Source organism: uncultured Ruminococcus sp. (assembly GCF_937915125.1).
Classification (GTDB): domain Bacteria; phylum Bacillota; class Clostridia; order Oscillospirales; family Ruminococcaceae; genus Ruminococcus_C.
Window position 1 is genome coordinate 42,605 of sequence record NZ_CALDMP010000062.1, and the last position, 14,146, is coordinate 56,750.

At 49.5% G+C, this 14,146-nt stretch carries 11 protein-coding genes; 7 read left to right on the forward strand and 4 right to left on the reverse strand.

The features are described 5' to 3' along the window. Window positions 1–304: 304 nt before the first annotated feature. The 7 genes from Q0418_RS06190 to aspS all read left to right on the forward strand — a co-directional run bounded on the left by Q0418_RS06190 (window position 305) and on the right by aspS (window position 8,829). Window positions 305–1,321: a rod shape-determining protein gene (locus tag Q0418_RS06190; RefSeq protein WP_298483235.1), complete on the forward strand. Its 1,017-nt coding sequence runs from the start codon at window positions 305–307 to the stop codon at window positions 1,319–1,321. An 84-nt stretch (window positions 1,322–1,405) separates the two neighbouring features. Continuing rightward, a complete protein-coding gene (mreC, locus tag Q0418_RS06195) occupies window positions 1,406–2,266 on the forward strand; it encodes a rod shape-determining protein MreC (RefSeq protein ID WP_298483237.1) in 861 nt (286 codons plus the stop codon). After that, window positions 2,253–2,837: a rod shape-determining protein MreD gene (mreD, locus tag Q0418_RS06200; protein ID WP_298483239.1), complete on the forward strand. Its 585-nt coding sequence runs from the start codon at window positions 2,253–2,255 to the stop codon at window positions 2,835–2,837. Before mreC ends, mreD begins: the two co-directional genes overlap by 14 nt. A gap of 49 nt (window positions 2,838–2,886) precedes the next feature. Then, window positions 2,887–4,968 carry a penicillin-binding protein 2 gene (locus tag Q0418_RS06205; RefSeq protein ID WP_298483241.1) on the forward strand — a complete coding sequence of 694 codons (2,082 nt, stop codon included), beginning with the start codon at window positions 2,887–2,889 and terminating at the stop codon, window positions 4,966–4,968. A gap of 215 nt (window positions 4,969–5,183) precedes the next feature. Further along, window positions 5,184–5,588 (forward strand): methylglyoxal synthase, encoded by a 405-nt coding sequence (mgsA, locus tag Q0418_RS06210; RefSeq protein WP_046437154.1) that lies wholly within the window; start codon window positions 5,184–5,186, stop codon window positions 5,586–5,588. 137 nt (window positions 5,589–5,725) lie between these two features. Then, window positions 5,726–7,045 carry a histidine--tRNA ligase gene (gene hisS, locus Q0418_RS06215; protein WP_298483243.1) on the forward strand — a complete coding sequence of 440 codons (1,320 nt, stop codon included), beginning with the start codon at window positions 5,726–5,728 and terminating at the stop codon, window positions 7,043–7,045. An 8-nt stretch (window positions 7,046–7,053) separates the two neighbouring features. After that, window positions 7,054–8,829, forward strand: a complete 1,776-nt coding sequence (aspS, locus tag Q0418_RS06220; protein WP_298483252.1) for an aspartate--tRNA ligase — start codon at window positions 7,054–7,056, stop codon at window positions 8,827–8,829. 79 nt (window positions 8,830–8,908) lie between these two features. Here aspS and Q0418_RS06225 read toward each other — a convergent pair whose 3' ends face one another. The 4 genes from Q0418_RS06225 to Q0418_RS06240 form a co-directional block, all read right to left on the reverse strand. After that, a complete protein-coding gene (locus Q0418_RS06225; RefSeq protein WP_298483245.1) occupies window positions 8,909–10,261 on the reverse strand; it encodes a hypothetical protein in 1,353 nt (450 codons plus the stop codon). Between the two features lie 153 nt (window positions 10,262–10,414). Then, entirely contained in the window at window positions 10,415–11,521 is a 1,107-nt protein-coding gene (locus tag Q0418_RS06230) for a DUF58 domain-containing protein (protein WP_298483246.1), read from the reverse strand. Then, on the reverse strand, window positions 11,512–12,453 hold the full coding sequence (locus Q0418_RS06235; protein WP_298483248.1) for a MoxR family ATPase: 942 nt from the start codon (window positions 12,451–12,453) through the stop codon (window positions 11,512–11,514). Before Q0418_RS06235 ends, Q0418_RS06230 begins: the two co-directional genes overlap by 10 nt. Before the next feature lie 147 nt (window positions 12,454–12,600). After that, the gene (locus Q0418_RS06240; RefSeq protein WP_298483250.1) at window positions 12,601–13,164 is read right to left on the reverse strand and encodes a hypothetical protein; all 564 of its coding nucleotides are present in this window, start codon (window positions 13,162–13,164) and stop codon (window positions 12,601–12,603) included. Window positions 13,165–14,146: the final 982 nt, after the last annotated feature.

The following is a 14,146-nucleotide window of genomic DNA, read 5'->3' on the forward strand; positions in this document are numbered from 1 at the left end:
GTCCCATAGGGTGTTCTTATTTGCTTATATAATATGCTGTAATTTTTTCATTGATTTTCGATTTATTTTTACAAATGTACTGAATTTTGATTCTACAGAAAATTCCCGAAAAAACGATTGTCAACCTGTAAAATTCGTGGTATAATGGAATCAGACCGTTCGGAAATACCGAACGAAACATACTTCCGGACACACTGCACCGCTTTCGGCAGCAGTGTTCTGTTTTCTGTCCGGACAGATCACCTTGTTTTTTTACCATACGGTCCAGAATAAAAATGTTTCTGCACCCAAAGGAGCACATAACATGTTTACAAAAGATATCGGCATTGATCTAGGAACAGCAAATACCCTCGTCTATCTGCGTGGCAAGGGTATTATTATACGCGAGCCCTCTGTTGTGGCGGTAAATACCCACACAGACCGGGCAAAATATGTGGGAAAAGAAGCAAAGGACGTCATCGGACGCACTCCTGGTTCCATTGTGGCAGTGCGCCCCCTCAAAGACGGCGTTATTGCGGATTTCGATACCACGACCATTTTATTACAGGAATTTATCCGGAAAGCCATGCGAGGCAAAATGTTCTCCCGGGCACGTGTCATTATCTGCATTCCCTCCGGCGTCACTGCCGTGGAACGCCGTGCAGTACGGGATGCCGCAGATCATGCTGGCGCACGTCCGGTTATGATCGTGGAAGAACCCATGGCGGCTGCCATCGGCGCAGGACTTCCTACGACAGAACCCACAGGCTGCATGGTGGTGGACATCGGTGGCGGTACAAGTGAAGTAGCTGTCATTGCACTGGGCGGCATCGTTGTCTCCAAAAGCGTCCGCTGCGCCGGCGATGAATTTGACACTGCCATCATTAACTACATTAAAAAGCGTTACAATCTGCTCATCGGCGAACGAACTGCGGAGAGCATTAAGATCCAGATCGGCTCAGCATATCCCGTTGACCGTGATGAAGTGATGCAGATCAAGGGACGTAATCTCATGAGCGGTCTGCCGGAGAATATCAATATCAGTTCCAAGGAAGTCCGGGAAGCACTTTCTGAGCCTCTTTCCCGCATTGTGGATGCCATACGCTATACCCTGGAGCAGACACCGCCGGAGCTGGCAGCAGATATTATTGACCATGGCATTACACTGACCGGCGGCGGCGCACTTCTGCGTGGACTGGATCAGCTAATCCATAAGGAAACCGGGATGCCCGTTTATATTGCGGAGTATCCCCTGGACTGCGTGGCAGAGGGCACCGGAAAGATCCTGGAAAATCTGGACAAATACCGGGATGCACTCTCAGATGAATCCCGGTTTGCCTGATCGGCGGAAAAATCAAGTACAGCATGTTTTCTTAACATTCGAAGAAAGCACTGCTGTCCGACGAACACATAGGAGGCTTCACTCATGGGCGGTTTTTTCCGCAGCAAAAAATTTCGCATCATTCTCTGCATCATCGCCCTGTTGATCGGCATGATGCTCTATGCTGTCACGCAAGACGGCTTTACCTTGCCCACCACTGGTTTCATCGGAAAGATCTGCAATCCCATTCGCTCTGTTTCGAACCGGATCTCAGACAGTGTGGAAAATACGCTGGATGCTTTTACCCGTTCCAAGGAATACCAGCAGGAAAACGAGGAACTGCGCCAGCGTGTGGCTGAACTGGAATATCAGCTGGTGGACTATCACAAGACCCAACAGGAACTGACTGATCTGGAGGGCTTCATGGGTGTCAAGGAAGATCACGAGGACTTTGTCCTCTCCGATCCCTGCGCCATTATCGGATATGTGGAAAACGACCCGTTTCACGCCTTTTATATTGACAAAGGCAGTGAGGACGGGCTGTCGGTGTATGATCCAGTGGTAACGGCGGAAGGGCTTGTGGGCATTATTTCCGAGATTTCCGAGACCTATGCCACGGTAGAGACCATCTGCTCGCCGAATCTTTCCATCGGCGCAGAGGTTTCCGGGAAGTCGGAATCTGGCATTGTGGAGGGGGATGTTACTCTTTCCTCGTCTTATCGCTGCCGGATGATCTATCTGGAAAAGGATACCACTTTGAAAAAGGGCGACTTAGTTATTACTTCCAATTCCGTGGGCATCTTCCCTCAGGGCTATCTCATTGGCTCCGTGGAATCCATTGAACCCATGGAAAGCGGTCTGAGCTATTGCGCCGTGATCCGTCCGTCTGTGGATCTGGAAAACCTGTCCAATGTCATTGTCATCACCGATTTTGCCGGAAAGGAGCAGCAAAATGCGGCGGACTAAACCCTTTCTTCCCGTTCCAAAAAGACCGAAACACCCGAAAGTACGCAATACCATCCGCTGGGTGCTTTACTTCCTCTGCGTTTTCCTTGCATTTGTGACAGCAAACGGCGGTGATACCATAAAGCCTCTGCTGCTGATCCCCATTGCACTGTGTATTTCATCGGTGTCAGGCATGTTTATTTCCGGCGGCATCGGTATTCTGTGCGGTCTGCTTATGGATATTTCCACCGGTTCTCTGCTTGGATACCATAGCATTGTGCTCTTTCTCCTCTGTATGGGGACTTCGCTGCTCTACGACCGCCTCATGCAGCAGCGTTTTCTGAACATGGTTTTTTTCACCTGCGCGGCAGCATTTCTTGTCACCGGCTTCGATTTCGTGTTCCGATATGCCATCTGGGGCTATGAAAACGTGTCCTATCTCTACGTACACCACGCCTTGCCGTGTCTGTTGTATACCACCATCAGCGGGGCTGTGTGCTATCCGATTTTTGCACTGATCCATCGGTTCCTCCTGCCAAAACGGCGGCGCACCATTGAAAAGAAGTTGAAACCGCTGGAGGAAACAATCTGATCTGTATTGACCCAAACACCCTATTTCAATCGGAAAGGAGAACCACATTATGAAACGTACCGCATCCAGTTATGTGAAACTTTCCCTTGCCAGTCTGCTGGTATTGGTTTCCTGCTGTTTGTGTGCCTGGCGGCTTATGAAAATACAGATCGTAGAAAGCGAGACCTATACAGCGAAAAATGTTTCTACGCAGAAATATATCCAGACCATCAGCGCCACACGGGGTGAAATCGTGGATTCTGCCGGAAATCCCATTATTGAAAACAAAGTCGGCTACAGCGTTATCATTGAGCCAGATACCTTTCCGGAGGACAATGGAGAGGGAAACCGCGTTCTGCTGGCGCTGACAGATATTCTGGATGAAAACGAGGAAGAATGGAGTACTTCCCTGCCTGTTTCAGAGACGCAGCCCTATACCTTTACCAGTGACGAAGATGCTGTGGAAAAGCTCAAGGAAAACCTGAATATGAATGTCTATGCCACCGCAGAGGACTGCATGTATCAGCTCATGAAGGAATATGACATTGATGATTCTTACACACCAGAGCAGCAGCGCATCCTTGCCGGCATCCGCTATGAAATGCAGCTGCGCAGTTTTTCTCTCAGCAATCGGTTTACACTGGCAGAAGATGTTTCCATTGAAACTGTAACAGAACTGAAAGAACGCGGTGTCACACTGCCGGGCATGGATATTGTGGAAGAGGCAATTCGTTCTGTGGCACAGGGAGATGTGGTCGCCCACGAAATCGGTACAGTGGGACCGATTTATGCAGAAGAATATGCAGAGCTGAAAGAAAAAGGCTATGCTCTGGATGATACCGTAGGCAAAAGCGGTATTGAACGTGCTATGGAAAGCACTCTCCGCGGTAAAGATGGCATCAAAGAGATCACAGTACAAAACGGTAAAGTCATTTCTTCGGATATTACCACACCTGTGACTGCCGGAAACACTGTACAGCTCACTGTCAACAGCGATTTTCAACGGGAACTGCAGCATATTCTGGACAACTTTATTGCCAATTTCGACACTCTCCGGGATGAGAAAACAAAGGATCTCGGAAAGGTGGAATGCGGTGCCATTGTGGTTCTGGATGCAAAAAACGGCGGTGTACTGGGAATGGTAACGGCGCCGACCTATAATCTGGAAGATTACGCATCAGACTATGAGTCCATCCTCAATGCGGAAAATACGCCCCTGGTCAACCGTGCAACAGATGGTGTATATCGTCCCGGTTCAACTTTTAAAACCATAACCGCAACTGCCGGACTCAATGAGGGCATCATCACCGGCGGCTCCACCTATTACTGCGGACACACCTACCATTTTAAAGATCACAACTATAATTGTACCGGATCTCATGGGGATATATCCGTTACCCGTGCACTCCAGGTCTCCTGCAACATCTTTTTCTACAAGTTGTCTGAGGAACTGACCATTGACCGTATCTCTGATTATGCAACAAGATTTGGTCTCGGGCAATCTACCGGTCTGGAAACCGGCGACGCCGCCGGACATCTTTCTAATCCGGAATCCTTCGCGGAACTGGGTGCAGACTGGACTGTGGGACAGGTTCTGCAAAGTGCCATCGGTCAGGGCGAATGGGCTGTCACACCTCTGCAAATGGCAAATGTTGCATGCACCATTGCCAACAACGGAACTCGCTATGAGCCGCATCTGGTGGACAGCATCTGGGATTACAATTATACAACTTGCCTGGAAAAAATCGAACCTGTTGTTGCAGAACAGATCGTACCCAGAGATGATGGCGTATTCCAATATGTTGAAAACGGTATGATCGCTGCTTCAACAAACAACTTCCCCACCCGATATTCCCTGTCAAATTTGGGGTTTGACGTTGCAATCAAGACTGGTACACCCCAGGTCAGCGGACGGACGCAGGACTCTTTCTTTATCGGCTATGCACCGGCAAATGATCCAGAGATTGCCTTTGCAGGCGTGATTGAGGGCGGCGAATATTCAAAATATATGATCCGTTCTATCATCCAGGCATATGAAAAAACCGTAAAAGGCGAAAATGTCAACATTGATCAGGTGGGTGCAACAACAACAGATACCACACAAACCACCGGAACCTCCACAGAAACAGAGACGACTGCATCATCTCAATGACGCTTTTCGTCAAAATGTATAAAGAATGTCGTGGGAAGCACCATATATTTCACAATTTTATATTTTTCCCGCGTAAATACTTTGACAAATCCCGATTTTGTGGTATAATAAACATAGAAGATTTTTGCCGGAAGATATGACAGAACAACTCCGGGATCTTATTGTATTCCGTTTATAAATTTTGTATACGATTTGGAAAGGACTGATTATTTCACATGACAATTGCATTGATTGCCCATGATGCAAAAAAAGAACTCATGATTCAATTTTGTATTGCTTACTGCGGCATCCTGTCCCGGCATACGCTTTGTGCGACCGGCACCACCGGAAAGCAAGTGGCAGAAGCAACAGGACTGCGGATCCAGCGCTATCTCAGCGGATCCCAGGGCGGCGACCAGCAGATCGCAGCTCGTATTTCCTGTAATGAGATCGATGTGCTGCTCTTCTTCCGGGATCCCATTAACCGGAAGGCATCTGAGCCAAATGAAATGAATCTGCTGCGCCTGTGCGATGTGCACAATGTTCCTGTTGCAACAAATATTGCAACAGCAGAGGCGCTGATCATGGCGCTGGAGCGCGGCGATCTGGATTGGCGCGAGATCGGCAATCCCACCATCTGACCAGAACTCCTTTGATGGTCTATATGGTACATCTCGTTTGATTCACTCCCCTTTTTCGGAAGGGGAAATTTTTTGCAGTCCGATAATCTGCCACATGGCAATGCAGCGGAACTTGCTCCTAGGAGGTTATTCACAATATGGCAAATAAAATCACACGACCGCTGGGCACAGAGGATGTGACGCCGAAACAGATCTATAAATGGCACACTGTGGAACGTCTGGCACGGGAAACAGCGGAATCATTCGGATTCCACGAGGTGCGAATCCCGACCTTTGAAAATACCAATCTGTTCCTGCGTTCTGTAGGTGAGACTACTGACGTGGTACAAAAGGAAATGTATACCGTCAAGGCGAAAGAAACGGAATTCACCCTGCGCCCCGAGGGTACTGCGGGTACGATTCGTTCTATGCTCCAAAACGGTATGCTGAACGATGCGCTGCCCCAGAAGGTCTACTACATTCTCTCCTGCTTCCGCCACGAACGGCCCCAGGCAGGCAGACTCCGTGAATTCCACCAGTTCGGCATTGAAATGGCTGGCAGCCAGGGTCCGACTTCTGATGCAGAGATCATTGCGCTGGCAAAGACCATTCTGGATAACGCCGGGCTGAAAAATATTGCCCTGCATATCAACTCCATCGGCTGTCCTACCTGCCGTGCGGAATATCACAAAGCACTGCGTGCGTATTTCACATCCCGAAAGGAAGAACTGTGCGACACTTGCCTGACCCGTCTGGAGAAGAATCCCATGCGGCTTCTGGACTGCAAAAGCCCCATTTGTGCGGAAATCGGTAAGGATGCACCGCTGATCCTGGATTATCTCTGCGATGACTGCAAGGCGCATTTTGAAAAGCTTCAGGAATATCTGAAATCCATGGACATTGACTTCATTATTAACCCGAAAATTGTCCGTGGTCTGGATTATTATACCAAAACTGTATTTGAATTCATTACCACAGACATCGGCGCACAGGGCACGGTCTGCGGCGGCGGCAGATATGACGGTCTCATCGAACAGATGGGCGGAAAGCCTACGCCGGCGATGGGATTTGCCATGGGTCTGGAACGGCTGATCCTGACCATGGAGAGCCAGGGCTGTGACTTTGAACAGACGAAAACCTGCGATTTGTACATTGCACCTATGGATGAGGCAGCTGTACCCAAGGCAATGCAGCTGGGACAGACGCTGCGCGTATCCGGCTATCAGGTGGAATATGACCTGATGCAGCGCGGACTGAAGGCACAGATGAAATATGCCAACAAGATCGGTGCCGCCTTTGTCATGGTTCTGGGCGAAAACGAGCTGAACACCGGAAAGGCAAATCTGAAAAATATGCAGACCGGCGAACAGACAGAAATTGCACTGGATGATACATTTGAGGAAAAATTTGACGATATTGCCGTGCAGTTTATGTTTCATGATATTGTAGAGGATTTCGAAAAGGAGTGTCAACTGTAATGGATTTCATGCAAGAATTGCGCCGCACCTGTTACTGCGGCGAGGTGACAAAAGCAGGAGAAACGGTAGTTGTGGGCGGTTTCGTCCAGAAAGTCCGGAATCTCGGCAACCTGATCTTTATTGATCTCCGTGACCGCACAGGTATTGTCCAGCTGGCATTCAGCGACCAGACAGATCGTGCCGTGTTCGAAAAGGCAGCTTCCTGCCACAGTGAATATGTGCTCATGGCAAAAGGCGTTGTGGCTGAGCGTTCCAGCGTCAATCCGGATATGAAAACCGGTGCAGTTGAAATTCTCGTAGACGATCTGCGTGTGCTGTCCAAGGCACAGACGCCGCCTTTTGCCATTACAGATGAGACAAAGGTCAATGAGGAACTTCGTCTGAAATACCGTTACCTGGATCTGCGCCGTGCACCGCTTCAGCATAATCTCATCATGCGGCACAAAATTGCACTGGCGGCACGGGAATATTTCTATGCAAACGATTTCATCGAGATCGAAACGCCTATGATGATGAAGTCTACCCCGGAGGGTGCCCGTGACTATCTGATTCCGTCCCGTGTGCACAACGGCAAATTCTATGCCCTGCCCCAGTCGCCGCAGATCTACAAGCAGCTGCTCATGGTATCGGGCATGGATCGGTACATTCAGATCGCACGCTGCTTCCGTGACGAGGATCTGCGTGCTGACCGTCAGCCGGAATTTACCCAGATCGACCTGGAAATGTCCTTTGTGGATGTTGAGGATATTCTCCAGATGACTGAGGGCTTTGTACAGTATCTGTTCAAACAAGTGCTGAATATGGATATTCCCACGCCCCTGCCTCGGATGACCTATCAGGAAGCAATGGAGCGTTACGGTTCGGACAAGCCGGATACCCGTTTTGGCATGGAATTGCAGGATCTGTCCGAGGTTGTCAAGGATGTGGACTTTATGGTATTCCGTTCGGCACTGGAAGCCGGCGGCAGCGTCCGGGCGATCGTGGCTAAGAATGCGGCTTCTGTCCTGACCCGAAAAGAAATCGACAAGCTGACAGAAAAGGCAAAGGGCATCGGCGCAAAGGGTCTGGCTTACATTCGCTGGAACGATGAAAAACCCACCTGTTCCTTCGCAAAGTTTCTGCCCGAGGGCAAGCTGGAGGAAATTTTGTCTTACCTGAACTGCGAACAGGGTGACGTGGTACTGGTCGTTGCCGACAAGAACAAGGTAACACTGCCAGTACTGGGTGCACTTCGCCTGGAACTGGCAAAGAAGCTGGATCTGATCCCCGAAGGACAGTTCAACTTCCTGTGGATCACCCAGTTTCCGTTCTTCGAATGGGACGAGGAAAGCCAGACATGGGTGGCAATGCATCACCCGTTCACCATGCCAATGGACGAATGCCTGCCCTATCTGGACAGCGATCCGGGCAAGGTAACGGCAAAGGCATTTGACCTGGTGCTCAACGGCACGGAGCTTTCTTCCGGTTCCATCCGTATCACCGATTACGAATTACAGGAAAAGATGTTCCAGGCACTGGGACTGACGGATGAAGAGATCGAAGCGAAGTTCGGTTTCCTGGTAGAAGCGTATCATTACGGTGCACCGCCTCACGGTGGTCTTGGCATTGGTCTGGATCGTCTGGCTATGGTTATGCTCCAGGCAGAAAGTCTGCGTGACGTGGTGGCATTCCCCAAGGTACAGAATGCAAGCGAACTCATGAGCGCCTGCCCGTCGGCGGTAGATCAGGAAAGTCTGGATGTACTGGGGATTCAGGTGACGAAAACCGAGGATACAGAATCATAAATTTTTCTTTTGACTATATAAAAGCAGCCCTGTCAGGTGAAGTTTTCATGACAGGGCTGCTTTGTTATGTTATTTTATCTTACGAGAGTACTTTCCTATTCCCTTTGCCATGCAATTGCCGCAACACCTCATCCAAAGCCGCAAAAGCGGTTCCGTCCGGCTGGATTTCCCCATAGCGCACATTGTCATAGCCCTCTGTTGCCAGTTCCCAGCTGTCATCTGCCAATCCCGACTGACGCAGTTTTTCCAGGATTTCCACTGCGCTGTGCGACGGCAGCGCTGTCTCCTCCGGCAATCGTGCCAATACAAGCGCATAGCCAAGCCGATACCGTGCAGCATCCAAGGGCATATGCTGATAACGGCGGTAGGCACGATTCCAGCGGCGGCGTGTCTGAGGCAGTTCCGGTTTTGCGGGAGCTTTTTCCTGGGTCATGAGATCCTCCACGTAGTCGCAGTAAGCACCATCTTCTTCCTGTGGCATGTGCCGGGATTTTCTCAGCTGTGCGGCGATCCACCGGCGCAGGCTGCACCAGCATTGCACTAGTCCTTGCCAGATCTCCCGACGTTTCCATAGACCCAGTGCCAGCAGTCCCACAAGGACAATTGCTTCAAAAATCAACTGAATCCAGCCGGACGCTCCGTTCTGTTCCAAGGGTATCAGCTGTTCCGGAGTATCCTCCGGCAGTTCGGATACGGCATTGGAACTGCCTAGTGACAGCAGCCAGCGCATCAGATACCACACGCCCGTATAAAGCCACCGCCAGAGCCAGCCTATGAGCTTTGCCAGCGGACGATAACAGCAGAGCAGCACGACTCCCAAAGAACAGAGCAACGCCATAAGTCTGGTATTGCTCCGCTGGATCTCTTTGGGCATTTCCCATGCATCTTCGCCTCTGCCGCGAAGCATTCGTTCCAGAGAATCCAGATTGTGCACTAAGGCAAAGAGCATGGCGTTTACCACCAAAATGATTGCAGTCACCAGAAATGATGCATTTTCATCCCGCAGATGAATCAGCAGACCTGTAAACAGATCCCAGAGGCATAGTCCAGTAAAGACATAGGGATGGGCAATGTGCCCCATCGGCTGAAACAGCAGACGGGATGCCCCGAAATAGCAACCGCCTGTCGCAATACCATACAATGCACGCAAAAAGGCAGTGGGATACGGCGCAAAGATCACACTTCCCACAAAAAGCAGTGCCGCAGCTGCCCATAAGCTGAGATTAACCATCCGTGGTTTTTTCCGGTATTGCCGTCGGAGCAGAAGCATATGCAGCATTCCCAGCCAAGAAAGCATTGCGAGAATCGCTGTCATTCCTCCGGCAAGCAGATATGACCTGCCGCCCCAACAGCTGAGCAGAACTGTCAGCGGATAAACTGCCACTGCAAGTGCTGTCACCAGCCCGAAATGCAGCCAGATTTTTTTTGACATCCTGACACCTTCTTTTTTCAATTAGAAATGAGGAATGGTGGTATCGCCTACGGCGATGGATTTGTTATATCATTTCTTTCAGCCTTCCCTGAAAGGGGAGGGGGACCATTGCACAGCAATGGTGGAGGGGTTATCACCCCAACAAACAATAATTTATTCCATCTTCCTCTTGGGCACAACCGCATCTGCGCACTGTGCACCATCGTGGGCATGTCCTGTTACCAGCACCAGACCACCGATTTCCTGTTTCCACCTTGCCACCTGCGCATCTGTATAAGGCGTGATCAGCAGGGACAATTCCTCCCGATTGAATAATCCACGCCTTAGAAGCTGGGACATGGGCTGGATACGCTCCAACTGCAATGCCGCCAGAAGCTCCAGCATTTGGTGATACATTACCCTACCGCCGCCATACCGTGTTTCATAGGACACTTTCTCTGCATCCATTTCTCCCACACAAAGGCGTACCAACCAGCCATTCTGACACAATTCCCACAGACATTGAGTGCAAACCCGGATGGTATGCTCCATCAGCTCCGTATCCAGCGTCATTCTGCCGGAATCCGCAGGATTTGTTTCCAATGCCAGCAAAACCGTCACTGTCTGCTGTGCCGTCCGTTCCTCCTGCCGCACCAGAAATGTCCCGGCGTGGGCAGAGGCTTTCCAGTGCATCCGGTTCAGGGGATCACCGGGAACATATTCTCGCACGCCGGCAGGCAGACAGGGGTCTGTGCATATACTATGCCGCACCGGATGTTCGCCAAAACTCTGCCGCAGTATCCGGGGCAATAACAATCCGGCTTCCGTAAAGCGACTGGGGAGCACTGTCACCGTGCCGCCTGTCTCACTGGCAGGCAGGGAGAGCCGCACGGCACCCAGCAGATCTGATGTCACCAGTATCACATGCTCCACCTGATAGATGCCTCGTTTTTCGCAGCGTATCTTCCAGACACGGCGTACTTTCGCATGTCCACGCACGGAGAAAAATCCGGTGACAAAACGGGACTGGTCGGTCACAACGCAGTGGGACTCCGGAAAATCCAGCCAGCGTGGTACAGTCAGCTCCGCCTTCAGCCAAGGTACAGGCAATGTCTTGTCATTTTCCACGATCTCGGTAAATTCCAGAGTTTCTCCCTCCGTCACTTCACTGGAAGAAAATTGACAGTGATAGGATAAGCCCTCCAGACCATACCGACGATACAGGGCGATTTCCCCGAACAGTACTGCCAGCACCAGCAGAATTACCGCAATCAGTTCCATGATGATTCCTTTGGTACAGGCACAGTTTCCAGCAGTTCCCGGACAATTTCCCGGCTGGCGGTACCGCTTTCATCCCATGCACCGCCTCGTACGGTCATACGATGCGCCATGCAGTCTGCTGCGATTTCTTTCACATCATCCGGCGTCACAAAGCTTCTGCCATGGATGGCTGCCATAGCACGTGACACTTCCAGCAGCGCCAGCATACCACGTGTGCTCAGTCCCAGCTGCACCCGTTCATGCTCCCGGGATGCCTGCGCCAGATCTGCCACATATTCCCGGATGGGTGCAGATGCAGTCACCTGCTGCAGTTCCGCCCGTGCATCCAGCAATTGTTTTGCTGTTACCACCGGTGTAGTTTCCGGCTGTGCCGTTCTTGCCAGCAATGCCAGCTCCTGTTCCCGATCGGGATAGCCCAGGGACAAACAGAGCAGAAAGCGATCCAGCTGGGCTTCCGGCAAAGGAAATGTACCCTGCATCTCCACGGGATTCTGGGTTGCAATGACAAAAAACGGTTCTTCCAGCGGATAGGTCACGCCGTCCGCTGTCACCTGCCGTTCTTCCATACACTCCAGCAGTGCAGACTGGGTGCGCGGCGTGGCACGATTGATCTCATCTGCCAGCAGGATCTGGGTAAAAACGGCGCCTTTCTGGAATTGAAATGTTCCTGTTTTCGGGTCGGGGATGCTGACGCCGATGAGGTCGGAGGGCAGCAGATCCGGCGTAAACTGAATGCGATGAAATGCAGCGTCCATGGACTTTGCAAGGGTGCGTGCCAGGGTGGTTTTTCCCGTGCCGGGAATATCGTTCAGGAGCACATGACCGCCGCAGAGCAGTGCAGCGAGAACTTTGTCAATGACTTCTTCCTTGCCGAGTATCTGCTGCGATATGGAATTGCGCAGAGCGGCGGTAAATGATTGTATCTGTGACATGTAGGAGTTCCTTTCTTTGGTGAAATTGGTTCGCTTTATTATAGCATATTTCTGGGGATATGTCCAGCAAAAAGAAAAGAGACTGTTATAGTAACAGCCTCTGTTAGTTTTTAAAAAATTATGTAAATAATAAAAGATTGACTGAGATCAAGTAGTCAGTTCTATGATCTTATCATTTTTCTCCTGCTCCGTGATCAAGCCCATTTCTGCCTGCTGTTCAACCCTGCGAATCGCTTCAAAATTGTCCACACGTTTCCGCGCAACAGCAATCTTTTCGTCATACTCTTCTTGGCTCAGAAGGTCCATACCCAGTGCCTTATCCAGCTTTTGCTTCTGTGCAAGAAATTCTTCCTCAGCTGCCGCCTTTTCCCGAACAATATCCTTCTGCTTGATTTCTTTTTCCAGCTGAATGATCTTTTGCTCCAGATCCTGCTTCTTTGTCATTTTCGGATCGATCATTTTCAGAATATCCGATACGTCAATCCCAGGCATTTCACCAGATTCGACAACATAATTTACAAATTTTCTACCTATCTGTGTATAAGCAGATTCAAGTTCCTGATTAATCACATTTACCTGAGAACGCAGAGATACGAGCTCTGCCTGTTCCTGCGTCGCAACTGCTGCATTCGAACCAACCTTGCCAGCAGTCTTTGTCACAGTTGAGCCAACATTTTTCGCCGTCTTCTGAATTTTGTCAAACATTCCCATAATTTAATTCCTCCGTTTTTCTAGCTTATAATTAAATGTAATTATTGTACAAATACATTCGAGGCGTATCTGTACTTTCGATTACATTGTAACAAAAAAAAAAAAAAAAAGCAGTGAATTTTGTGAGAATATATTGTAAATTTAAGAAGAAAATTCAATTTTGCATCTCAACAATTGCAATTACACCCTAAAAAATAACCGCCCCTAAGTTGCCAACTTGGACGGTTGTTTTTTAACTTCCACTGTGGAAGCGACCGTCTGCCGATGTGCTCTCTTCTCTTATAATATACCCGATTTGTCAAGGCAATGCTGCACAAAAATTGTGCGGTAGAAATGGCTGTCAACCAATCTGCGTATCAACAAATCTGCTGACAGTACTGCAAAGAAATTTGTTGACAGTACTGTAAATGAATCTGTTGACCAAAAAAGAAACATAAGAAAGAAACATACTGCGCATGCATATGTTTCAAACGCCTATGGGCAGAATATCCCAACAAGAAGAGCAAAGCACGGAAAAGCGGATGCAGAAAAAAGCCCTTGACATACTGTACGACACATAGAAAAATAACCAGTTACAGGTATTATTGGTTTGACAACTGTCGAAATTTGTGGTAAAATTAACCTAAGAGAGTATACCAGTAACGGTAGGCGGTCATTCTCGCTCCCACACATCTCACGATGGATGGGAGGTGATATTTATGGATTATGTGACATGGTCTGACCTGATTCAGGTCGGAATTTTTCTTGTGGCATACAGCACGTTTTTGTACATGCTCTTCCATAATAACACAAAGAAATAACCGCCCCAGCGTCCAAACTTAGGCGGTTATTTTTAACTAAACCTTTGTGGGAGCGACCGTCTGCCGGTGTGCTCTCTTCTCTTATAGTATACCTGATTTGTCCGGATTTGTCAAGAACATTTCCGGATTTTTTTAGGCAATACCGCACAAAGATTGTGCGTCAGATGCGCCGTCAGATTTTT